Genomic DNA, 22,422 nt, shown 5'->3' with positions numbered 1-22,422 from the left:
GAATGGAAGAACTCTCACGGGAATGCCTGATGGAGACACTGGATGTGTTTTCCGGGCTGAAGCGCATCGGCGGTTCGGAAGATGAGCACCGTGCCTGCGGCTATCTGATCAAGAAGCTGCAGGAATGGGGCATTCCATGCCGCGTGTATGAGTGTGACGGATATGTCTCCACTCCTATAGAAGCGTCAGTTACTGTAGAGGGGATGGATCAGACCTTTGAAGCCCTTCCCCGTTCCTTCTCCGCCCATTGTCCGGACGGAGTGACCGCCCCCTTGTTTTATGATGTCCATGCCCACGACCAGCTGAAGCCCAGACAGGAGCAGGATTGGTACGCGGGGGCGCGGGGCTGCATCGTGATTGGGGACAATTTTTATGAGGACTATGTTCAAAAGCTGCGGGGATACGGTGTAAAGGGCCTGATCCATCTGTGGACCAGCGAGGAGCCTGTGCTTCACTACGAGACGGTCAGCCCTGTGTGGGGCACCGCGGAGCCTGAAAACGGAAAAACCTATCCTGATTTTCCGGTGGTGGGCCTGAGAAGCTGTGACAGAGAATCCATACTGCCCTTGCTGACGCCTGGAGCCTGCAGCCGTACCGCGACGGTGCGCAGCGTACTGCAGTGTGGATGTGTGCGTCTTCAGATCCCTGTAGCCGAGCTGGCCGGTGAAACGCCGGAGTATGTGCTGGTGGGCAGCCACTATGACTCCTGGGATTATGGTGTGACGGATAATGCCACCGGGAATGCCGCTGTGTTGGAACTGGCACGGGTACTGTCCCAGAAGCAGCTGCGGCGGGGTGTCAAAATCGCGTGGTGGCCGGCCCACTCCAACGGACGGTATGCCGGGAGCACTTGGTACTGCGATGAGCAGTTTGAGGACCTGGATGCCCGTTGTGTGGCGCTGGTCAACATGGACTCTCCCGGCTGTATGGGAGCGCAGGAGATCGGGTTTTCCACGTCCGGTGTGGCAGGGGATACCCTTGGGGATATCCTGCGTCGGTGCACCGGGCAGGCTGAGGTGGTGATCCGCCCGCTGGGGCGGGGATCAGACCTGTCATTTTTCGGGCCGCGCATTCCCATCCAGGTGTCCTTTGACTTTTATCAGGCGCCGCCCAACCGTGGCCGCTGGCACTGTGCAGGCAGCGGCGGAGGCTGGTGGTGGCATTCCGTGGAGGATACCATGGATAAGGTGGACCCCCAGCTTCTGATGAGGGATACACGGGTGCTGGTGGAGCTGGTAAAAGAGTTTGCCGATGAAGCGCATCTTCCCTTTGACGCGGCAGGGTGTCTGGCGCAAATGAGAGATACTGTGGCAGACATCCGGACCCATTGCGGCGATGACTTTGATTTCGCTCCTGTAGAACGGGCACTGGAGGAGCTGGACAAGGCCTGTGCCGGGCGTATCTGCTTTTCCAGTGACAGACAGGCGAAGGAGGCAGGAGGCCGGCTGACGAGACTGCTGTGCAGTGCCTGTGATGAATATCACTTTGACAACACATTTGCAGTGGGCCTGCTGCCCGGTCTGCAGCTGGTCAGGGGCAAGCACCGCAACGACCTGCCACCTCAGGAATTTTTGTATTGGCGGACAGCCTTCCGCCGGCAGGTGAACCGCTTTGTATCTGAGTGCACAAGCATTGTCCAAGCACTGAACAGCGACGCGGACAGTGTGGTATGATAGAGAAAGGGGATATGGATTATGCAGACCAATATCAAAGAGTATGACGAATCGTTTGATCTTACCCAGGCACTCCAAAAGAAGGGCACCAAGGAATATGGTTTTATTCATTTGGCCCAGCGGGCCAACGGTTCATGGGTGAATATTCCCATTATGCTGGCGGTGGGCGCCCAGGACGGTCCCACGTTGGTGGTGGATGCCTGCAACCACGGCGACGAGTATGAGGGTACTGAGGGAATTATCAAGACCTTTGAGGGGCTGGATGTATCCAAGATGAAGGGAAGCTTCATTGGAATCCCTGCCCTGAATGCAGAGGCCTTTGCCGAAATGAAGCGCTATAATACCCTGGACTTTGTGCCCCAGGATCTGAATCGCATCTATCCGGGCGGAACCGGCCCCATGACGGCTTATGTGTGCAGCTGGTACTGTGAGAACATCATCAAGAAGGCTGACGCGGTGATCTGCATCCACGGCGGCGGCAACAGCGAGTATCTGGAGCCTGTTGTGCTGTACTGCGGAGAGGAGTCTCCTGTGGCGTATAAGTCCCGTGAAATGGCCCAGTGCTTTGGCTTTAAGGTCTTGTGGAAGAACACCCGCTACGCGGAGAACAGCGGAATTGAGGATGAGTATGCCTATCAGATGGGCATTCCCTGCATTACACCCGAGATCGGCGGACAGTGCACCCGCATGTATCAGCGGGATGAGCACAAGCAGATGTTGGAGAACGGAATTCGCAATGTGATGACCCTGCTGGGGATTCTGGAGGGCAGCGTGCCCGCCAATGAGGGCGTACACCACTATGACATTGATTATATCTATAACCGCAACGGCGGGATTCATGTGCCTGTGAAGAAGGCAATGGATTCTGTGCGTAAGGGCGACACGCTTTCCATCATTACGAACCTGTTCGGAGAGGAAGTGGATCGGGTCATTGCTCCCTTTGACGGTGTGGTCATCGGGTACTGGACATATTCTGTCTGTCCTCCTCATGGCTGGGTATACATGGTTGGCAAGCCTGTGGATGGGGAGTAAAGCGCCCAGATCCATGCATCCTGCAAATCGAAGTGCCAGTTGAGTATCCTAGATACGAACAGGGCAGAAGCAGAGTGGGCTGTACATGGCCTGCAGAAATGAAAAAGGGCACCCTTTTGGATGCCCCAGTCTGTCGAAAAAGTCCAGCGAAAGCTGGGCTTTTTCGTTTGTAAACGGGAAAAATGAGTGGTGAGGGATGCTGAAACGGGGAAAAATGGGGCACAATGACCGGGTGTCTGGACATGCTGACAGCCAGCTTAGCTGGTGGTTTTGACTTGAGCTTATGCAATCAACAGCTTCTTATTGTTGGATAGACAACTTGATTTTCTGATAGGTGTTCCAATCAATGAGGTTTTGTTTGCGAAGGACCTCATTGAAGTAATCAAACCAGATTCGTTTCGTCAAAGCCTCGCGGCTTGGTTTTCTCATACGCAGGCCCCCTTTGCTACAGTATGCCTGATCTTTTGGGCGGTCATACCTGGCATGATGATAAAAAATGAATCTGCTCATTTTCCAAGGAGCAGGGCCTGTGCGAGGGTAATTGGGCCCCTTTTGGTGATCGACTGCACTGAGATTGTTCCGTAGGGTAAGGTTGTATCTCATATACCGCTCTTGTTGCTTTGTGGATGGCGATGGAACATATATTCCAGATCTGGCTCTTTTGTGGACAGGATTCCCGCTTGTAATCTCTGGTTGCTTAACATATGCCAAAGCGACGAGCAAACGGGGAGGGAAATATCCGCAAACGAAAGGACGGACGCTGGGAGGGTCGGTACACAGTCGGTCACGATCCAGAAACAGGAAAGGCCATCATTAAAAACGTCCTTGGAAAGACGCAAGCGGAAGTCAAGGAAAAGCTGAAGAAAGCCATCGAGGAAAATGTGGGCATCGACTACGGACGGGCCAAGACCTACACCGTGGGTAACTGGTTAGAAGTGTGGTATGAGAACTATGCCAAAATCAAAATGCGCCCATCCACCTACCTGACCTATCATGGCTACATCGAAAACAACATCAAGCCGCAGCTCGGCAAGATCCCGTTGAATGATCTGACGACGCTGCATCTGCAACAGTTCTACAAGAAATTGTTGGCAGAAGGGCGGGTAGAGCGAATCGAAGCACAGAAGCAGCCCAAGGGACTGAGCGCCAAAACAGTGCGCAACATCCATCAAATCATTTCCTCTGCCCTGAAGCTGGCAGTCGAGCAGCGGCTGATCGCCCACAATCCGGCAGACGGCTGTGCACTGCCGAAGGCGGAGCGCAAATCAGATTTGATCTTATCATCAATTCCGTTGATAGAATCTATATTTGTAGCTTTAGAAATCCAGCCTTTTGATTTCAGATATTCATAGATTTTCTTTTTAGTGACTTTGCCTTTTTGCTTGGAAACAGGGTGTATGAACATATCTTTAATCAACTGCTTTTTATGCTCTGTAGAAAGCGGTTGACCATCAATTTTTAATGGATTTAATTCGTTGAGCAACATATACTCGCTATATAGTAAAGAATCCTTAGGCAGAACAGGGTCACCTGTGTAAGTACAGCGACCAATTAAATTGACGAGAAATGCTTCAGCTGAATGATCAAGATCAATCAGTTGATTAAAGTTCCACGGATAAATTGTTTCTTTGCAATCAGTGTTAGAACGAACAGCCCAGTGATGTGCTGCTTTATCATTTAGTGGACCGACATAATACGGAACACGGAATTCAAATGTTTTTCTAATCTTCTCAGCGGGAGTGTAACCATCGCATTGCTGTTGTGCTAGAAATGGTAAATATAAAGAAGCGTTTTTCAATATTGCATCTAGTTCGCGCAGTTGAAGCTGATAGGGGATAACTCCATTTTCAGAGCTTCGCAAACGCGGCAGAAAAGAACCATCAACGATTTTTTGATATATAGTTGCAATGACAGGGGATTTGGATTCCGCCATTTCAGGCAAAGACTTTTTTAGGAATTTGCAAAAAGCCTCCTGTGAGCAAGTGTAATCGCCGCTTTTATGATGATATTGGCTATAGGCAGCATAATTATCAAGCTTGTCCTCTTTGTCACAAAAAATAGAGTTATATCGTTCAATGCAGTGCGCCTTAATATAATCTTTAAGTGCTCTTAAGTCAATGTTATTTTGCTTATATACAGCAATTTTGGCATCGCAAAGGTATCTGTGCGTACCGATAATTTCCGAAAAGCGTGCGGCATCGTATACATCTTTGGCAGCAGTAACTACGGATATATGATCATCTAATACCTCACAAAGTTCATTGTAATTTGCATCAAGATCATTTTGCAGCGTAATTTTCTTGGCATCTTTAAATCGGTCATCACCGAACAGATTGGAGAGTGCAACAGACCTTCCTGCCAGCAATTCAGAAATGTAAAAGGGAGAAATTCCGGCTTCATTTTTGCTGGGCTTCTTTAGACCTTCGGTAAGTAAAGCTGCCTTTTCCGTAACTCGCATATTAGGAGTTTTCAAAATGTTTAGATAATTATCCATATTGTGCGGAACAAAATCCAATCCGTATGCATCTGATAAAAGAGTATAAAAATCATCGAACTTATCCCTTAAAGATGAGTCATTGTCCGATGTTTCCGATATTTCGTAGAGGAAATGTCCCCGTGATTTCATCAAATGATGTAGTGCAAGATAGACAAGACGGACATCATGCGAATCTGTGGAATGTGCTAATTCACTGCGAAGATGATATGTGGTTGGATACTGGGCGTGATAATCGCAGTCATTAAAATTGGAATCGGAGAATAGAGAATATTTAGAATTTATACTTTTATCTTCCTGCCATAAATCACTCTCATGCATACGGGCTAAAAATTGAGGATCCTTTTCATTTAATGCAGGAGCAAAGAGCATTTCTAAAATATCAAGATGTTGTTTTCTGCGCTGCAAGCGACGCCTTGCAGCACGATGAGTACGGCGCTCTGCAGCAGTTGATGCATCGGGGAACAGACGAACACCCCACATGGCTTTTCCTTTAGTTTTTAGAACATGATACATTGTATCCGTGACGGCCCAGCCGACAGAACTGCTGCCGGCATCTATTCCGAGATAATAAGGAATCTGCGTTTTTTCTTTCATTTTCTTTATCTCCCTGATTGACAAATTGATGATTGGGGTGGATAATAATAGTGTACCAATGATTTACTACCATTAGGTATTACACTACAAGTTCAAATAAGCTTTTAGCGCAAGCGCCGTGTATGCGGCTCCACAGTGTGTGGAACAAGAGATCTCTTAGGAGATCTCTTTGTATTTTGTCCAATTATTTTGCGACAATTTAACTTTTATTGGTTTAATATTACCACAATGGGCATCGAATAGCAATGTTTTACAATGTGTATAAACTACAAAATATAAAAGACTGACTGATACCACATAAGTATATCAGTCAGTCTTTTTGTTTTCTTCATCAAAACGGCGGCGGAATATGCGAATGATGCGCAGTATGTCCTTCTGCTCGTCCAAAGTCATGGAGGACAACTGTGCGTCGATTTTCCGTTTGATCTCATTGGTTTCCGGTTGTTTCTGCGGGACTTCCTCGACCGAGCCGATCAGTTCATAAAACGATATGTCCAACGCAGTGGCGATACGGTTCAGCGTTTCAATCGTCGGATTGCGCAGACCGCGTTCGATTTGTCCCAAGTGTGCAGCGTTCAGACCTGCTTTGAAAGATAATTCTTCCAAGCTGATGCCTTGTGCGTTGCGGAAAAGCCGGATTCGTTTGCCGATTGCGGCCGAAATATCAGTCATTGGCAACACCTCTCATACCATCATAGAGGTAGTTGTTCCAATCGGCAAATTGATATATACACTTGTAAATAGTAATTGTTATATCATTTATAAATGAGGCTGGAAATGATATACTGTGCATAAGAAAGCAAAGGGGAGGGGATCGCGTGAAGTGTCCAAAGTGCGGTTCGGAAAATACGCAGTATGTGGCTGTTCATCATTCTGGCAGCAGCGGATCGTTTACAGATGCCTGCTGCGGTATGATGATTTTCGGGCCGATCGGCATATTGTGCGGCCTGTGCGGAGCAAGTCCGGGATTTACCGATGATTACTGGGTGTGCCATTCCTGCGGTAAAAAGTTTCAAGCCGGGACTGCGAAAGCAGCGGAAAAGGCTCGGCAGGAGAAAATTCAACAAGAACTTAATGCAAAAGCCAGGCGAAAAGCATTGCTGTCGGCAGCGAATCCAGTAATACTCCAGAATATCGACAACGAATTGATAGAAGCTGAAAACCGCTATAAGGCTTTGAAAGCTCGCCTGAAAGCGGATAAGCAGGCATTTTTGCAAGAGTACCCGGCGTGTAAGGTACAGAATACATTCCGGATGATTGGGAGAGGAATCATCATTGCATTGATGGGCTTTATAGCATTTCTGGCTATTGATATGGACGAACTGATTACGATAATTATCTGGTTTCTTGCTGCAATGGTGATTGGAGTAATGTGCATGATGCCGCCGTATTACATAAAGCTATCACCAGCCTTAACCGAGTTAAACGAAGCAGTCGAAAATGCAAAGAAATATAAAGAGTATTTAGATAGACTGAAAAAGGCTCGTGATGAAGAAAACGGTGTATGAATGGCTGATGGCAGTCGGCCATCGAGCAGGCTGTCATCAACGCGCAGATAGGAGCTTTTACTGGAAAGGCAGGAAGTTTCCACTGTGTGCCCGCTGTACAGGTGTTCTGGTTGGATATATTCTCGCTGTGCCAGCGTATACGGTTTGTAGAAAGAACGTGAGCGTGTATGCCGTTTGCTGTATCCCACTGGTGATAGACGGTTTAACTCAGCTATGGGAGTGGCGGGTGTCTACCAATCGAAGAAGATTTGCAACAGGCGCTTTAGCGGGATATGGTATCTGCTCCATGGCGATAACGTTGCTGTTATTCGTAAAAAATTTAATACTAAGGAGTTGGTAAAAGATGTTCTGTCCAAATTGCGGTACGGAAATTAAGGAGAAGAAAACATTTTGTCCGAAATGCGGCTCTCCGCTGGGCGTAGAGGCAGTTCAAGAGGACGCAAAGACGGTGGAAGCTGCTGCAAGCACAGAAAACGTTCATGAGAATGTAATACCACCACAGGGAGCGCCAGTACCATCGAAAAAGGGTGGTAAAAAGAAGTTTATCATCGGCGGTATTGTGGCGGTTGTACTGATTTTGATTGCAGTGATGATTGGTACGTCTGGTGGTAATACAGGCACGACCAGTACAGATACTTATATCGAAACGGTGCAAAACGGCTATCTCGGTGAATTTACCGATATGACGGTGCAGGAATTGCTCGGCAGCTACTATGAAGATCTGCTGGACTGCACAGCCGAGTGGGACGGCGGAGAGAACGATGATGGTCAGCAGATTGTTGAAGTAAAGTATACGGATGAAACCGTGGGCGACACAACGATTCAGTTCAAAATGCTGGATGAGCAGGTGTTCAAGATTTCTGCATTTGTTGATCCGAATGTAACGATTGAAAAGGCAAGCGACCTTCCGGCAGAGTTAAACAGTCTATACTTTATGGCTTACACCACAAAGCATGAAACAGAACTCGACAGCGCAGAGAAGATGAAAGTCTTTATTGATCAGCTGGATCAGATCTCCGGTTCTGCAGTGTTGTATGGTGCGGCAGCAAACTATACGGGTGATCGCGCACAGCTTTGCACGCTGTTTGGTGAGGACGCACTGGAAACCTCGGTTTCGTGGCTGCTGGATGCTTATGGTTATCTGGATATGAACGACTATGCACAGCAAGACACTGCTGATACGACAGCAGTAGAACCGGCATCGACTGCGGATGCTTCGTCGGCTGATTACATTTTTCCGAGTGATCGGCAGTACATCACCGAGGACGATATGGCAGGCTGGAATCAAAAGACGGCGCTGCTGGCCCGCAACGAGATTTTTGCTCGTCACGGCTATGTATTCCAGACGCAGGAAATCCAGAATTACTTTGCGGCTAAATCGTGGTACACACCGAATTCGTCGTATGATGGCAGTGGCTTGAACGATGTAGAAAAGGCGAACGTTGATACTATTTCTGCATATGAGCAGAAGATGGGCTGGGCCGAGCAGGATGTTTCGCCGACAAAGTTGGCGCAGGGTGCGGTCAGCAGCTATGTGGAGAGCCAAGGCGATTACTGTACGGGTTTTGATTATGTTGAACCGTATGCAGAGAACGAATATCTGGTCTGTGCAAAGATTGGTGAGTATGAATGGGAGGCCGAATATATTGTAGAGGTCAACGGCTCTGACGCATGGGTAATCGGCCGTCTGGACGGCGGTGTGTTTAGACCGGTATAAAAGCCAAAAGCCCGAGCGGGAAACCGCTCGGGCTGACAGCAACGTGACAGCAATCACGATAAAAACAACCGAAACTGTATGTGCTATATGTACTCAAAAAACGGGATGATGAACTGAATAAGACGGAATAACACAGAAAAAGATGCAAAAAATCAAAACTTTGCTTTTCAAATCTCTCTGTCTCCGCCATGAAAGCTGCACTTTTTATTACGAAAAGTGCAGCTTTTTGCATTTATAGATGGAAAATGATAACTTTTAGAACGACTTAAATTTTCTTGCCAGCAATCGTGACAGCATTTGTTGTAAAACACCAAAAACATAGCATGGCTTTTATGAAAAAGATGAAACTTCAAAAACTTCGTAAAAAACAGTTGACAGCTGCGTGCTTATCGCGCTACAATAACATCGTCAGATAACGAGGACGTACTCGTAAAATAACGAGGACGTACACGTTAACCAATAAAGCACTGTTATGCCGATGAAAGTGAGGTGTCGTTCGGCATGGGAGTTACCATGAAGGAAATCGCCGAGCGTGCCGGCGTTCATCCGTCAACGGTCGATAAGGTCGTACATCACCGTGTAGGTGTCAGCGATGAGGTTCGCGCAAGAGTGCAGGCCATTATTAACGAGTTGAGCTATACGCCCAATCCGAGCGGCCGTGTGCTGCAGCGTCAAGGCAAGGTGTACCGCATTTCTGCCATTCTGGTGCAGGTGGATGCACTGCCGTACCTGAAAAAAGGTATCGAACGCGGTGTAAAAGAGCAGACTGGTTTCGATATTGAAGTCAGCTATGCAGTTACCGGGTTCCAGGAAGCCAAGAGGCAGAGCGAGTATATCGACAAGGCCATCAACGAGCAGTCCGACGGCATCATCCTCAGTCCGATCAACGCAGATTGTGTGCGTCGAGCGATTAACCGGGCGGCTAATGTAGGTATTCCTGTTATCACCACCGATTCGGATATCGACGGTTCGCGCCGTACCTGCTGTGTCAGCATTGACAGCGCAAGAGCCAGCCGCATTGCCGGTCGGCTGATGGGGCAGTTTCTAAACGGAAACGGCAAGATTGCCATCATTTCGAGTGCGATTGAGACAGAAAACAACAACTACTATGTGCAGATGCGTGAACAGGGATTTACGGATTTTCTGAAAGTGGAGTATCCGCAGATTGAGATCGTATCGCGCGTGGAGAGCTTCGAAAATCCGCAGATTACCTATGAAAAAACGGTGCAGCTGTTAGCAGAACAGCCGAATCTGCGCGGAATTTACATTACCTGCGGCGGCGTAGCACAGGTCGGCAGGGCGCTGATCGAAACCGGTCGTGCGAACGATGTTCGTGTGCTTTGCTACGAGGATTATCCCGAAATCGTAGAGCTGATGCGACAGGGCGTTGTAGATTGGACACTCGGCGGTGAAAAAGACGAGCAGGGCGCGCTTCCGGTCAAGCTGATCATGGATCAGCTCGTATTCGGTAGAAAACCCGTGATCGACCGTATTTTTACCGACATCCGTATTCTGGTTAAGGAATGTTTTTCATAAAAATATTTGCGAATCCCGCAGATATTTTTTTGTAGAGATTTACGAGTACGTCCTCGTAAATCGAAAAATCGGCTGATACAGCGATAAAAACATAAAATCCCGTCAAAAGATATTTGCTAAATAACAGCAGATATTTTTTATAGAGAATTACGAGTACGTACTCGTAAAGAAAAAATTGCATAAATGAGAAGAAATGACATACTTGAGGAGGAAATATCATGGAAGAACTGAAAATCGGTCTGGTAGGCACGGGCGCAATCGGCCGCACGCACATTGAGCGTATCAACAACACCCTGCAGGGTGCAAAGGTAGTCGGCTGCGCGGACGCAAATGTTGATTTCTGCAAGTCGGTTGCCGAGAAGTACGCCATCAAGGCTTGGGAGAGCGGCGAGGAGATGATCGCTTCGGACGAAATCGACGCTGTTGTTGTTACCACGCTCGATCCGTTCCACGAGCAATACGTCATGGCGGCAATCAAGGCCGGCAAATATGTATTCTGCGAAAAGCCGCTCGCACCCGAGGCGGATGCCTGCAAGCGCATCGTAGAGGCCGAGATGGCCGCCGGCAAGCAGCTGGTTCAGGTCGGCTTCATGCGCCGCTATGACCCGGGCTACAATCAGCTTAAGAAAGCTATCGATTCCGGCAAGTACGGCCTGCCGCTCATGCTGCACTGCGTACACCGCAACTATGACGCACCGGGTTTTACCACCTCTATGCCGGTTGAGAACTCCATGATCCACGAAATCGACGTTCTGCGCTGGCTGCTCGGTGAAAACTACAAGACTGCCGAGGTCGTATTCCCCAAGACCACCCGCAACGCGGAAGGCGAGCTGCGCGACCCGCAGATCATGTATCTGACCACCGAATCCGGCGTGCGCATTGATGTAGAATCCTTCGTAAACTGCCGCTACGGCTATGACGTCCGCTGCGAGGTCGTCTGCGAGGAAGGCTGTCTGAATCTGCCGGAACCGGCAAACGCAATGATCCGTACCAATGATTCCCGCGTAACGCCCATCTGCCATGACTGGTCCGAGCGCTTCCCGGAAGCGTACAATATCGAATTCCAGTCCTGGATCAACGCCTGCAAGGAAGGCCGCGTAGACGGTCCGTCCGCGTGGGACGGCTATACCGCACAGGTAACTGCAAAGGCCGCTTCCAAGGCGCGTGACACCCAGTCCGTTGTTGAAATCAAGTATGACGCAATGCCGGACTTCTATAAGAAATAACTTATCTTCTCTTTTTATTTTCTACTTCTCTTTCGCGTGCCGCGGTGCATCGGACGCCGTGGCACGAGCGAAGAACACTCTGAAAGGATATGCAAAATGAGATTCTGCTTAAATACCGACTGTCTCGGCTACATGCCGTTTGAAGAAATGCTTGATACCGTTGCGGAACTCGGCTACGAGTCCATCGAAATCGCCTGCGGCAACTGGTCCAAAGCGCCGCATATTGACCTCGATGCCATGCTTGAGAGCGAGCAAGCCCGCAAAAGCTTTATGGACGCTATCGCAAAGCGCGGACTGGTGCTTGAGGTGCTCAACTGCTCGGGCAACCAGCTTGCACCGAACGAGGAGGGCAAGCTGCATCAGGAGGTAGTCGAAAAGACCTTTAAGCTGGCAGGTCTGCTCGGCGTCAAGAAAATCGTTATGATGAGCGGCTGCCCGGGCGGTTCGGCGGAGGATCACACCCCGAACTGGATCGTAACGAGCTGGCCGCCGATCACCACCAAGATTCTCAACTGGCAGTGGGAAGAGGTGCTCATTCCGTACTGGAAGAAAACCGTCGAGTTGGCAAAGGCCAACGGCATCGAGAAGATCGCACTGGAGAACCACGGCTGCCAGATGGTCTACAATCCGGAAACGCTCATTCGTCTGCGTGACGCAGTCGGCCCGATGGTCGGCATGAACCTCGATCCGAGCCATCTGATGTGGATGGGCGGCGATCCGGTCGCCGCAGTACACAAGCTGGGCGCGGACCGCATTTACCATGTACACGCCAAGGACGTCCGCATCGAACGCAACTATATCGGCCCGGACGGCGTGCTCGACACCAAGACCATCGACCAGTTTGCAAAGCGCACATGGAACTATGTTGCACTCGGTCACGGCCATGATGTCAGCTGGTGGAAGGAATTCCTGTCCTGCCTGAGCATGGAGGGCTATGACGGCCCGATCAGTCAGGAGATGGAGGATCTGACTATGCCGGCACTGACCGGACTGAAAAAGTCCACCACCGTACTCAAGGAAGCAATGCCCTGCGATCTGTAAAAAATAACGCTTCGGCGCTATTGAATAAAAATAAAAAAGAGAGACCCCTGAAGAGAAAAACGAGAGGAAAGAAAGGACAATTATCATGAAAAAGAGACTGTTAGCGATGACTCTGGCAAGCGCACTGTGTGCAGGTATGCTGGCGGGCTGCGGCGGCTCCTCTGCGAGCGACAACGGCGGTTCTTCCGCAGACAGCGGCAGCAGCGACGCTTACAACATCTCGGTTATCGTAAAGCTGACCGACGGCCACTTCAACAAGGTTATGGCAGGTGCAAAGGCGTATGCCGATGAGCACGACAACGTAAACGTAGAGATTCAGTCTCCGACCTCGGCAACGTCCTATGATGAGCAGGTCAACATGATTGAGACCTCGCTCGGCAATCCGAGTATTGACGCACTGGTACTGGCTCCGCTGCAGTCGGATTCCGCATCCACGCTAGTAGCAAACACGGACAAGGTGGTTATTGCACTGGATACCGACTTCACCTCGGATAAGAAGCTTGCATTTGTCGGCACCGGTAATAAGGATGCAGCCAAGAGCGGCGGCACGGCAGCCGTAGAAGCAGCCAAGGCGAACGGTGTTGACAAGCCGATTGTACTGATCGTTACCGGCGTACAGGGCGACGAGACGCACGAAGCACGTCTGGCCGGCTACAAGGAAGGCGTTGAGGAGGCCGGCGGCGAGGTTGTAGAGGTGCAGTACTGCGACGGTCTGGCTGAGAAGGCTGCAACTGCAATGGAATCCGTTATGCAGATGTATCCGGACGGCATTGACATCGTTCTGTCCTCCAATGACGACATGGCGATGAGCGTTGTCAAGATCATCAAGGACTCCGGCAATGCCAAGTATGCCGATACCATCGTGTGCGGCTTTGACGGCAATACCTCCGCTATCTCCGCCATCAAGGACGGTACGCTCGGCATGGATATCGCGCAGCTCGGTTATGACATGGGTTACAAGGCAGTGGAAGCTGCGGTAAAGGCTCTGGAAGGCGAACAGGTTGATTCCTTTATTGATTCCGGTTCCAAGGTCGTTGACTCCACCAACTGCGATGAGTACATCGACGACATGAAGACTAAGGGTCTGTGGGAGTAATTCACAGACCGGCTGCACACTGTTAAATCTCTTTTCCTTTGGAAAACGGTCGGGTCTGACGCTCCAACGTTCCCAATCGTACCGCCTCGGGACGGCGGTATTGCCCAAGGAAGATAATGCTGAACTGTACAGCGCACAGGACAAAGGTCCTGTGCGCTGTTTCGGTTCTTTGCTTGCAAAGCGGATATCAACAAAAAGTATCCACAACTTGTGGATACTTTTGCGGCTGCACATCATATTATAAAAAGGAATCAGCCGGCAGGCTGATTCCTTTTTGCTCAATATCCCGTTTTAAGCAGCTTTCGCGCAGCCGCAAACGCCCTTTCCTCGCCCTCGTCGCGCAGAATACGCAGCAGGGATTCCAGTGCGGCGGCGGTATCCGGATGGATGATATAGTGATCGACCGAGTGTGCATAGTAATCATACGGATCGCTGTCGCGGTAGGCAGCACCGCGATAGGTCTTGCTGGCGGCTACGCGGTCGCAGAACATCTCTATTACATATTGAATGGGCATTTTCATGCCGCACATACCGGAGCCGTCGGCGGCGTAGTCGATCCAGTACTCCAGATGATGCTTATTCCGGCCCTTATGATGCAGCCATGCCGCGCTGTAGCCCTTTTCGCGGCGTTCGATCTCGTTCGGGCTGCGGTTGCCCTGATAATATTTTGCACCGGCGGAAAACTCCACCGGACTGAACTTGCTCAAATCGTGCGTCAGTCCCTGCCAGTATAATCCAACGCGCCAGCAGTGCCGGAGCACCAGAAAACGATGGTGCTGCACCGTGCGCAGATGTGAAAGCCATTTCATGGCATGCGCCCTCCTTTTTCGGACTGATAGTATTCTACCATGCTGTGCGGAAAAAGAAAAGCAAAAACAATGTGCAATGTGCCCTCGGGAACTCGCGCTTTACGTTTTTCGCTATAGCAGTTCAGACAGATACTGCAGCAGGTGCACGCATACAGCACGCAAATACCATTATCAATTTCATTTGCCATGCGGCAGCATACCCGCGTAAAATTTCCGCGCTCTTTACGCGCTGTACACGCTGCTTTTGCTGCACTATTTATATGAATGGAAAAAGAAAATTCCGTGTATATGGGAAAATATATAGAATCGGATGAATTTGTTTACATACTATCAGGAGAAAAAGAGGAAACTATGAAGGCATACAAGCGGTTGATCGCCGGAACGGCGGCTGCGGTCATGCTGGCGCTGACATGCGGCGGCTGCGGTGCGGAAAAGGAGCCGGTGACGATCACAATCTGGAACTACTATAACGGTGAGCAGCTCGAAGCATTCAACCGGATGGTGCAGAAATTCAACGATACGGTCGGCAAAGAGCAGGGGATCACGGTGGAAAGCGCCAGTCAGGGCAGTGTAAATGATCTGGAGACTAACGTGCTGAACGCCGCGGAAGGCAAGGTCGGTGCGGAAGAGCTGCCGAATATCTTCTCCGGCTATGCGGATACCGCGTATGCGCTCGATCAGCAGGGCATGGTCGTGGATCTGAACGACTACCTGACCGAAAGCGAAAAAAGCGAGTACATCGAAGGCTATCTCACCGAGGGCGACTTTGACGGTGATGGCAGCATCAAGATTTTCCCGACCGCAAAGGCCACCGAGGTGCTCTATCTGAACGATACCGACTGGCAGGCGTTTTCGCAGGCGACCGGCACGACCTATGACGATCTTGCAACGGTTGAGGGATTGACCGCAGCAGCCGAGAAATACTATAACTGGACGGACGCGCAGACCGAAGCGCCGGATGACGGCCGTGCTCTGTTTGGCAGAGATGCGATGGCAAACTATCTGCTCATCGGTGCAAAGGAGCTTGGCTGCACGATTTTTGACGTGCAGAACGGCAAAATGACGCTTGATTTTGATAAGAATGTTATCCGTAAGCTGTGGGACAACTACTATGTGCCGTTTATCAAGGGCTATTTTGAGGCAACCGGCCATTTCCGCAGCGATGACATCAAAACCGGTACAATCCTGTCCTATGTCGGCTCCAGCTCGAGCGCGACCTTCTTTCCGGACAGCGTAATGACCAGTGATGACGACAGCCATTCGATCGAGCTGAAAGTGCTGCCGAATCCGCATTTTGCGGGCTGTGAACCGGTTTCGGTGCAGCAGGGTGCGGGCATGGTTGTTACCAAGGGCGATGAGGCGGAGATCAAGGCGAGCGTAACCTTCCTCAAGTATTTCACCGCACCGGAGAACAACATTCAGTTCTCGATCGGCTCGGGTTATCTGCCGGTCACCCGGGAAGCGAATAAAGAAGAAATGCTGGCTGACAGCGAGGTTGCTATGACACCCGAGGTCAAGTCCGTTCTGCAGATGGCGGTCAAGACGGTAAACGAGAATAAGCTGTACACCACCCGTGCCTTCGAGGGCAGCAAGAACGCGCGCAAGGTGCTGGAATACGCGATGAGTGATCTTGCTGTGGCAGACCGCGACACGGTGGAGCAGCGCATTGCAGCCGGGCAGAGCGCGGAGCAGGCCGAGGCGGAATTCCTGACAGATGCATATTTTGACAGATGGTATCGGGATACGCTGGCGCAGCTTCAGGCATACGAAGGATAAGAGAAACAGCTCGAGAGATCGGGTTTGAACAGGCGGTGCGGTATGAAGGCTCGCAGTAAGCCAACAGAAAAACGGGAAAGATCGGTCTTTTCCACTATATTTATATCGGTACTGGTCATTCTGGCGGTCGAGGTCACACTGCTGATCGGCTCCATCGCGGTAAGCCGTGTGCCGCAGCAGCTGGACCGGAATGCGGAGGATATTTTAGCCAAACAGGTTGAGAACCGCAGCAGATATCTGGAGGATTTTCTCGTGCAGGCGCAGAATCTCGGCGATATGCCGAATCGGATCAACGAGAAGACCGAAGCGCTGCTGACCTCCGGTCAAATCTCAAAGGATACGCTGGGACAGAGCAGCGCTTCGAGCGAGCCGCTGCTTGAAGCGATTGCGGATGATTTGGTGACGCAGCTGCGCAGCTCGTTGGTGACGGGTGTATTCGTGGTGCTCAATACATGCGATCTGGATGCCCGCAAGACCAATGGGCGTCTGCCGGGCATTTATCTGCGCGATCTGGACCCGGATGCGGCGGCTTCCGAGCGCAACGAGGATCTGATGCTGTCGTTTGCACCGGCAGGAATCGTGAAGTCCATGCGTATTTCGACAGACTCCTGCTGGCAGCCCGCGCTGGACTATGAAGAGCTTGGTGATTTTGTGTATCAGCCGTTCAGGACCGCCTATCAGGACGGCGGCAAGCTGATGATGGCGCAGTACGGCCGCTGGACGACCTCGCCGTATGTTCTGCCGGGAGACAAGCGGGAGGCAATCGCGTACGCGCAGCCGCTCATCCTGCCGGACGGCACGGTGTACGGCGTTGTCGGCGTGGAGCTGCTGTGCAGCTATCTGGAGGAGCAGCTGCCGCTGACCGAACTGCAGAATGACGGCACCGGCGCATACCTGCTCGCCGTAACGACTGATGAAAAGCAGGCCGGCGGCATCCCGCTGCAGCCGGTGACGTTTTCTACGCAGGATCGTTCGCTGAAAAGCGCGCAGAGCATTGTCATGCAGGACAGCGGTGCTGCCGGCACCATTGTCATCAATAAGACAAAATACTTCGCTTGTGCGGAACCGCTGACGCTGTACAACCGCAATGCACCATTTTCGGATGAGCACTGGCTGCTGCTCGGCATAGTGCCCAACAGCACGCTGTATAAAATCTCCAACGATATGCAGAGTCTGCTGTTGGTGGCAGTCGTGCTGACGCTGGCTGTCGGTCTGGTATGCAGTTATTTGGTCAGCCGCGGACTGGCGCATCCGATTCGGCAGCTGTCCGACGAGATAGCCGCTATACAGGATAAGAGAACGACGATCCCAAAGCTCTCGCGCACCGGCATCCGCGAGTTAGACGGCTTTTCCACTGCAATCACCCAGCTCAGTCAGGATATTCTGGATACCTCCACGAAATTCCTGCGTATTATGGACATGGCAAGTATTGAACTCGGCGGCTATGAAATGCGTGAGGACAGCGATAAAGTATTCGTGACCGACAACTTTTTCTCCATGCTCGGCATGCAGGACATCGACCCGAATGATGTGACGCGGGAGCGGTTTGAGATGCTGATGGAGGAGCTGGTGCTGCAGAATGAGAGCTTCAGTCTGCAGGACGGCGGCTGTGTGTTCACCATTCCGCAAAAGGACGGCAGCGAGCGGTTTGTCATGCTGCGCATCACCAACGAGGACGAGGTGCAGGTCGGTCTGGTCGAGGATGTGACTGCGACAACACTTGAGCGCCGCCGCATCGAGCATGAGCGCGATTACGATGTGCTGACCGGTCTGTACAACCGCCGGGCCTTTGATGCACGGGCGAAAAAACTGTTCCGTATGCCGGAAAAGCTGGGGCATGCTGCACTGCTGATGATGGATATGGATAACCTCAAGCATATCAACGACACGTTCGGCCATGACTGGGGCGACCAATATATCAATCTGGCGGGTCAGTGCTTTGCACAGACGCTGCCCCAGAATACCATTTGCGCCCGTATGTCGGGAGATGAATTCATTGTGCTGTTCTATGGTTACGATGAACGAGACGAAATCCGTCAGGTGCTGAACAGGCTTTCCGAAGCAATGAAGGAGCGCACGGCGCTTCTGCCGAACGGCGACACTATGCGCATCAGCATTTCCGGCGGTATAGCGTGGTATCCGGAGAACGGCAGGGATCTGGCTACGCTCAAAAAGCATGCGGATTTTGCCATGTATCAGGTGAAGCATGAGTCCAAGGGCGAAATGGGTGAATTTGATATCGGCGCCTATAATCAGGAGGTCTACGCAGCACAGCTGCGCAGGGAATTCCTGCAGATGCTGCGTGAGAACAGCGCAGGCTACCATTTTCAGCCGATTTTCTCGGCGCATACCGGCAGGGTAGAGGCGTATGAGGCGCTGCTGCGTGTGAAAATGCCGCTTCTGCGTTCGCCGCTGACCGTGATGAAGCTGGCGCGCGAGATGGACAAGCTGTACGAGGTTGAGCGGCTGACCGCCTTCAAGGCGGCATCCACGTTTGTGATGATGCAGAACAGGGGGCGGCTGCATAGGAACACCAAGCTGTTTCTCAACTCGATTGCCAGCAGCAGCCTGACGGATGAGGATGTTGCGGAATTCAAGGCGCAGTTTGCCGAGCTGCTGAATAATCTGGTTATCGAGATCACCGAGGAAGAGGAGATCGACCGCGAGGCGCTGGAGCGCAAGCGCAGGGCACTGGGCGATCAGGGCGCGTTCGCGCTGGATGACTGGGGCAGCGGTTACAGCAACAGCAACAGTCTGCTCGAGCTGTCGCCGGACTATATCAAGGTGGATATCACCATTATCTGCGATATTGATACCGATGCGGATAAGCAGCAGCTGGTCAAGGATATTGTGGAATACGCACACGGACGCGGCATGAAGATCGTTGCCGAGGGCATCGAGACCGAAGCCGAGCTGCGCAAGGTTATTGAACTGGGCGTTGATCTGCTGCAGGGATATTTTCTGGCGAAGCCGGCAGCGTCTCCGAGTGAGATCGCGCCGCAGGCGCTGAGCGTGATTCGGTGGATGAATCGGTGAGCGGGTCGCTTGCAAAGCGGGAGAAGCTGCGGTTTCCATCCGCAATTCCCGATGATGCAACCGGAACGAAAAAATCTTTGCAATATGAAAAGTTTCCTCTTGACAAAAGAGCCGATATAGGATAGAATAATCACGTTCGATGTAAAGGCAAAACACTTTACACTTCGCAGGGAGGATCACCATGAAGGCAACACCGCTTGAAATGAGCCTGCTGTTTGACTTCTACGGCGAGACCCTCACCGAGAAGCAGCGCGAGTTGTTTGATCTGTATTACAATGAAGATCTTTCGCTTTCCGAGATCGCCGAGCACGCCGGCATCACCCGTCAGGGTGTGCGCGACAGCATCAAGCGAGCGGAGCACGCCCTTCATGAGATGGAGGACAAGCTCGGTCTGGTGGCCCGATACGGCGACACCGAGCGGTGCGCAGAGGAACTTCAGCACGAGGTTGAGCAGCTGCATGAATTGAACGCCGCACAACTGCACAGTGCCGAGGCGGACGAGATCGTTTCCCGCATGACGGCACTGCTCGAACAGCTCAGGCAGGAGGCTTAACATGGCATTTGAAGGGCTTACCGAAAAAATTTCATCTGCTTTTAAGCACCTGCGCAGCAAGGGAAGGCTGACCGAGTCCGATATCAAGGACGCAATGAAGGAAATCCGCATGGCACTGCTCGAGGCGGACGTTAACTTCAAGGTCGCAAAGGACTTCATCAAGACTGTTACCGAAAAGGCAACGGACGCGGAGATCCTCGAAAGCCTGTCTCCGACCCAGCAGGTCATCAAGATCGTAAACGAGGAGCTGGTTTCGCTCTTGGGCGGCCAGACCACTCGTTTGACCATATCGCCGAACCCGCCCACCATCGTGATGATGGCCGGTCTGCAGGGCGCCGGCAAAACCACCAACTGCGCAAAGCTGGCCGCTCTGCTTCGCAAGCAGCAGCAGCGCCGACCGCTGCTCGTAGCCTGTGACGTTTACCGTCCGGCGGCTATCGAACAGTTAAAGGTAGTTGGCAAGCAGCTTAACATCCCCGTTTTTGACGAAGGTCAGGGCGATCCGGTCGAGATTGCAAAGCACGGCATCGACTTTGCCCGCAAGAACGGCTATGATCTGGTTTTCCTCGATACCGCAGGCCGCCTGCACATCGACGAAAAGCTGATGGGCGAGCTGAAAAACATCAAAGCAACGGTCAAGCCCACCGAGATCATCCTTGTGGTGGACGCAATGACCGGTCAGGACGCCGTAACGGTCGCACAGACCTTTGACGAGGCTCTCGGCATCGATGGTGTGCTCATGAGCAAGATGGACGGCGACGCACGCGGCGGTGCAGCGCTTTCGGTCAAGGCCGTTACCGGCAAGCCGATCAAGTTCATCGGCACGGGCGAGAAGCTCGGCGATATCGAGCCGTTCCACCCGGACCGTATGGCAAGCCGCATCCTCGGCATGGGCGATGTGCTGACGCTGATCGAAAAGGCGCAGGAGTCCTTCGATCAGAAGCAGGCAGCCGAAACCGCCAAGAAGATGATGGCCGGCAAGCTGACGCTGACCGATTTTTACGATCAGCTGCAGAAAATGAAAAACATGGGCTCGATGGAGGAAATGCTCGGCATGCTGCCGGGTGTGGACGCAAAAGCCCTCGCCGGTGCAAAGATCGACGAAAAGCAGATGGCGCATACCGAAGCCATCATCCAGTCTATGACCCCGAAGGAGAGAGATAATCCCTCCATCATCAACTACTCCCGCAAGAAGCGCATTGCAAACGGCTGCGGATTGTCGGTCGAGCAGGTCAACAAGCTGCTCAAGCAGTTTGAGGCCATGCAGAAGATGACCAAGCAGCTTACCAGCATGGCACGCAGCAAGGGCAAAAAGCGCCGCGGCTTTCCGGGACTGGGCAACTTCAAGCTGCCGTTTTAATCGCTATTCGTTTGTAAAGTAAATTTACAATAGATAAATTTCTATAACAGGAGGTGAAATTTCAATGGTAAAGATCAGACTGCGTCGCATGGGCGCTAAGAAGACTCCGTTCTACCGCATCGTTGTCGCTGATTCCCGTTACCCGCGTGACGGTCGTTTCATCGAGGAGATCGGCACTTACAATCCGCTGGCAGAGCCGGCTGTTGTCAACGTAAACGCTGACCGTGCTCAGGAGTGGATCAAGAACGGCGCTCAGCCGACCGATACCGTTCGCGGTATTCTGAAGAAGGCCGGTGTGCTGAATTGAGTGAGGTCGTCGAAATGAAAGAGTTACTGACTTATATAGTCGAAAATCTGGTTTCCGATCCGGCTGCGATTGCCATTACTGAGGAGATCGACGGCGATAACATCACCTACTCGCTGCGTGTAGCACCGGGAGATATGGGTCGCGTTATCGGTCGCCACGGCCGCATCGCAAAGGAAATCCGCACACTCATGAAAGCGGCAGGCAATCGCGAGAACAAGCGCGTCACAGTTGATATTCTCGACTGAGCCTGCGCGGATCGCGCCGAAGTGTTAATCACTTCAACTTGAATGAAGAGCCGGTGCCGTCAGGCGCTGGCTTTTTCCGAAAATCGCCGCAGCGCGGCGATTTTTTGTTTTTATCGGGCACCGATTATGCGGGGCACACGAGTTGCGTCAGCAATACGCTCTGCCTGGGAGGCACCCTTTTCGGCACTGACTCAACGGGGGGCACGAACTGCGTAAGCGTATTCGTCCCTAACGGGCGGGTGTTTTTCACTGAGATTCAGCGGGGAGTTGCGCTCTGTGGAGCGCGGGAGTTTGCCGCGCCCGCGGCGGGGGCAAAAAGGAAGGACAACCTACGGTTTTCCTTCCTCTTTGAACTCCTGCCTTTCCCTTAGAGGGCACGGCGAAATTTGCAGAGCTGAGACTCGCAAAGGAACGGC

Annotated in this window: 18 protein-coding genes and 1 pseudogene; 16 read left to right on the top strand and 3 right to left on the bottom strand. The window is 51.7% G+C overall.

The window, feature by feature from the left end; translation table 11 throughout:
* Positions 1-2 precede the first annotated feature (2 nt).
* The 3 genes and pseudogenes from ACWVX6_RS03950 to ACWVX6_RS03940 all read left to right on the top strand — a co-directional run.
* Positions 3-1,673, top strand: coding sequence for a M28 family peptidase (locus ACWVX6_RS03950; protein ID WP_116705284.1), 1,671 nt, complete (start codon positions 3-5; stop codon positions 1,671-1,673).
* Between the two features lie 153 nt (positions 1,674-1,826).
* A complete protein-coding gene (locus tag ACWVX6_RS03945; RefSeq protein WP_455152406.1) occupies positions 1,827-2,705 on the top strand; it encodes a succinylglutamate desuccinylase/aspartoacylase family protein in 879 nt (292 codons plus the stop codon).
* A gap of 704 nt (positions 2,706-3,409) precedes the next feature.
* A pseudogene (locus tag ACWVX6_RS03940) lies at positions 3,410-3,874 on the top strand (N-terminal phage integrase SAM-like domain-containing protein); the annotation flags it as partial.
* On the opposite strand, the gene cas9 reads toward ACWVX6_RS03940, so the two are convergent.
* On the bottom strand, positions 3,874-5,796 hold the full coding sequence (gene cas9, locus ACWVX6_RS03935; RefSeq protein ID WP_455152405.1) for a type II CRISPR RNA-guided endonuclease Cas9: 1,923 nt from the start codon (positions 5,794-5,796) through the stop codon (positions 3,874-3,876). The pseudogene ACWVX6_RS03940 and the gene cas9 overlap by 1 nt on opposite strands.
* A 306-nt stretch (positions 5,797-6,102) precedes the next feature.
* Positions 6,103-6,468, bottom strand: coding sequence for a helix-turn-helix domain-containing protein (locus tag ACWVX6_RS03930; RefSeq protein WP_382726298.1), 366 nt, complete (start codon positions 6,466-6,468; stop codon positions 6,103-6,105).
* 146 nt (positions 6,469-6,614) lie between these two features.
* On the opposite strand from ACWVX6_RS03930, the gene ACWVX6_RS03925 reads away from it, so the two are divergent.
* From ACWVX6_RS03925 to ACWVX6_RS03895, 7 genes are all read left to right on the top strand, one after another.
* Positions 6,615-7,304 (top strand): hypothetical protein, encoded by a 690-nt coding sequence (locus ACWVX6_RS03925; protein ID WP_455152404.1) that lies wholly within the window; start codon positions 6,615-6,617, stop codon positions 7,302-7,304.
* On the top strand, positions 7,285-7,644 hold the full coding sequence (locus ACWVX6_RS03920) for a DUF2085 domain-containing protein (protein WP_455152403.1): 360 nt from the start codon (positions 7,285-7,287) through the stop codon (positions 7,642-7,644). The genes ACWVX6_RS03925 and ACWVX6_RS03920 overlap by 20 nt, the downstream gene beginning before the upstream one ends.
* A 3-nt stretch (positions 7,645-7,647) precedes the next feature.
* Positions 7,648-9,021, top strand: coding sequence for a YARHG domain-containing protein (locus ACWVX6_RS03915; protein ID WP_455152402.1), 1,374 nt, complete (start codon positions 7,648-7,650; stop codon positions 9,019-9,021).
* Between the two features lie 501 nt (positions 9,022-9,522).
* Positions 9,523-10,557, top strand: coding sequence for a LacI family DNA-binding transcriptional regulator (locus ACWVX6_RS03910; RefSeq protein WP_118480893.1), 1,035 nt, complete (start codon positions 9,523-9,525; stop codon positions 10,555-10,557).
* Positions 10,558-10,775: 218 nt separating this feature from the next.
* Positions 10,776-11,783, top strand: a complete 1,008-nt coding sequence (locus tag ACWVX6_RS03905) for a Gfo/Idh/MocA family protein (RefSeq protein WP_118761740.1) — start codon at positions 10,776-10,778, stop codon at positions 11,781-11,783.
* 96 nt (positions 11,784-11,879) lie between these two features.
* The gene (locus ACWVX6_RS03900; RefSeq protein ID WP_118761741.1) at positions 11,880-12,824 is read left to right on the top strand and encodes a sugar phosphate isomerase/epimerase family protein; all 945 of its coding nucleotides are present in this window, start codon (positions 11,880-11,882) and stop codon (positions 12,822-12,824) included.
* 85 nt (positions 12,825-12,909) lie between these two features.
* Positions 12,910-13,920 (top strand): sugar ABC transporter substrate-binding protein, encoded by a 1,011-nt coding sequence (locus tag ACWVX6_RS03895; protein ID WP_455152401.1) that lies wholly within the window; start codon positions 12,910-12,912, stop codon positions 13,918-13,920.
* A 278-nt stretch (positions 13,921-14,198) separates the two neighbouring features.
* Here the strand turns inward: ACWVX6_RS03895 and ACWVX6_RS03890 are convergent, their stop codons facing one another.
* Positions 14,199-14,729 (bottom strand): DUF5662 family protein, encoded by a 531-nt coding sequence (locus tag ACWVX6_RS03890; protein ID WP_110435976.1) that lies wholly within the window; start codon positions 14,727-14,729, stop codon positions 14,199-14,201.
* A gap of 351 nt (positions 14,730-15,080) precedes the next feature.
* On the opposite strand from ACWVX6_RS03890, the gene ACWVX6_RS03885 reads away from it, so the two are divergent.
* The 6 genes from ACWVX6_RS03885 (at position 15,081) to ACWVX6_RS03860 (ending at position 22,006) form a co-directional block, all read left to right on the top strand.
* Positions 15,081-16,505, top strand: coding sequence for an extracellular solute-binding protein (locus tag ACWVX6_RS03885; protein ID WP_455152400.1), 1,425 nt, complete (start codon positions 15,081-15,083; stop codon positions 16,503-16,505).
* Positions 16,506-16,547: 42 nt separating this feature from the next.
* On the top strand, positions 16,548-19,541 hold the full coding sequence (locus tag ACWVX6_RS03880) for an EAL domain-containing protein (RefSeq protein ID WP_455152399.1): 2,994 nt from the start codon (positions 16,548-16,550) through the stop codon (positions 19,539-19,541).
* Between the two features lie 181 nt (positions 19,542-19,722).
* Complete coding sequence (gene ylxM, locus ACWVX6_RS03875) at positions 19,723-20,094, top strand: YlxM family DNA-binding protein (protein ID WP_110435979.1); 372 nt, start codon at positions 19,723-19,725, stop codon at positions 20,092-20,094.
* Between the two features lies 1 nt (position 20,095).
* Entirely contained in the window at positions 20,096-21,454 is a 1,359-nt protein-coding gene (gene ffh / locus ACWVX6_RS03870; protein WP_119189529.1) for a signal recognition particle protein, read from the top strand.
* A 64-nt stretch (positions 21,455-21,518) separates the two neighbouring features.
* Positions 21,519-21,761 (top strand): 30S ribosomal protein S16, encoded by a 243-nt coding sequence (gene rpsP / locus ACWVX6_RS03865; RefSeq protein WP_110435981.1) that lies wholly within the window; start codon positions 21,519-21,521, stop codon positions 21,759-21,761.
* 14 nt (positions 21,762-21,775) lie between these two features.
* The gene (locus tag ACWVX6_RS03860) at positions 21,776-22,006 is read left to right on the top strand and encodes a KH domain-containing protein (RefSeq protein ID WP_110435982.1); all 231 of its coding nucleotides are present in this window, start codon (positions 21,776-21,778) and stop codon (positions 22,004-22,006) included.
* The last annotated feature ends 416 nt before the right edge of the window (positions 22,007-22,422 follow it).

It is taken from the genome of Butyricicoccus sp. (genome assembly GCF_977037065.1).
Note: the sequence above shows the minus strand (reverse complement) of the source record. Positions and strands in the feature narration are given on the sequence as shown.

Bases quoted from the DNA above. Each gene is read 5' to 3' on its own strand.
- ylxM (WP_110435979.1), top strand. From the start codon at position 19,723: ATGAAGGCAACACCGCTTGAAATGAGCCTGCTGTTTGACTTCTACGGC.
- ACWVX6_RS03890 (WP_110435976.1), bottom strand. From the start codon at position 14,729: ATGAAATGGCTTTCACATCTGCGCACGGTGCAGCACCATCGTTTTCTG.
- ACWVX6_RS03915 (WP_455152402.1), top strand. From the start codon at position 7,648: ATGTTCTGTCCAAATTGCGGTACGGAAATTAAGGAGAAGAAAACATTT.
- cas9 (WP_455152405.1), bottom strand. From the start codon at position 5,796: ATGAAAGAAAAAACGCAGATTCCTTATTATCTCGGAATAGATGCCGGC.
- ffh (WP_119189529.1), top strand. From the start codon at position 20,096: ATGGCATTTGAAGGGCTTACCGAAAAAATTTCATCTGCTTTTAAGCAC.
- rpsP (WP_110435981.1), top strand. From the start codon at position 21,519: ATGGTAAAGATCAGACTGCGTCGCATGGGCGCTAAGAAGACTCCGTTC.
- ACWVX6_RS03880 (WP_455152399.1), top strand. From the start codon at position 16,548: ATGAAGGCTCGCAGTAAGCCAACAGAAAAACGGGAAAGATCGGTCTTT.
- ACWVX6_RS03900 (WP_118761741.1), top strand. From the start codon at position 11,880: ATGAGATTCTGCTTAAATACCGACTGTCTCGGCTACATGCCGTTTGAA.
- ACWVX6_RS03895 (WP_455152401.1), top strand. From the start codon at position 12,910: ATGAAAAAGAGACTGTTAGCGATGACTCTGGCAAGCGCACTGTGTGCA.
- ACWVX6_RS03910 (WP_118480893.1), top strand. From the start codon at position 9,523: ATGGGAGTTACCATGAAGGAAATCGCCGAGCGTGCCGGCGTTCATCCG.
- ACWVX6_RS03885 (WP_455152400.1), top strand. From the start codon at position 15,081: ATGAAGGCATACAAGCGGTTGATCGCCGGAACGGCGGCTGCGGTCATG.
- ACWVX6_RS03920 (WP_455152403.1), top strand. From the start codon at position 7,285: ATGAAGAAAACGGTGTATGAATGGCTGATGGCAGTCGGCCATCGAGCA.
- ACWVX6_RS03860 (WP_110435982.1), top strand. From the start codon at position 21,776: ATGAAAGAGTTACTGACTTATATAGTCGAAAATCTGGTTTCCGATCCG.
- ACWVX6_RS03905 (WP_118761740.1), top strand. From the start codon at position 10,776: ATGGAAGAACTGAAAATCGGTCTGGTAGGCACGGGCGCAATCGGCCGC.
- ACWVX6_RS03930 (WP_382726298.1), bottom strand. From the start codon at position 6,468: ATGACTGATATTTCGGCCGCAATCGGCAAACGAATCCGGCTTTTCCGC.
- ACWVX6_RS03945 (WP_455152406.1), top strand. From the start codon at position 1,827: ATGCTGGCGGTGGGCGCCCAGGACGGTCCCACGTTGGTGGTGGATGCC.
- ACWVX6_RS03950 (WP_116705284.1), top strand. From the start codon at position 3: ATGGAAGAACTCTCACGGGAATGCCTGATGGAGACACTGGATGTGTTT.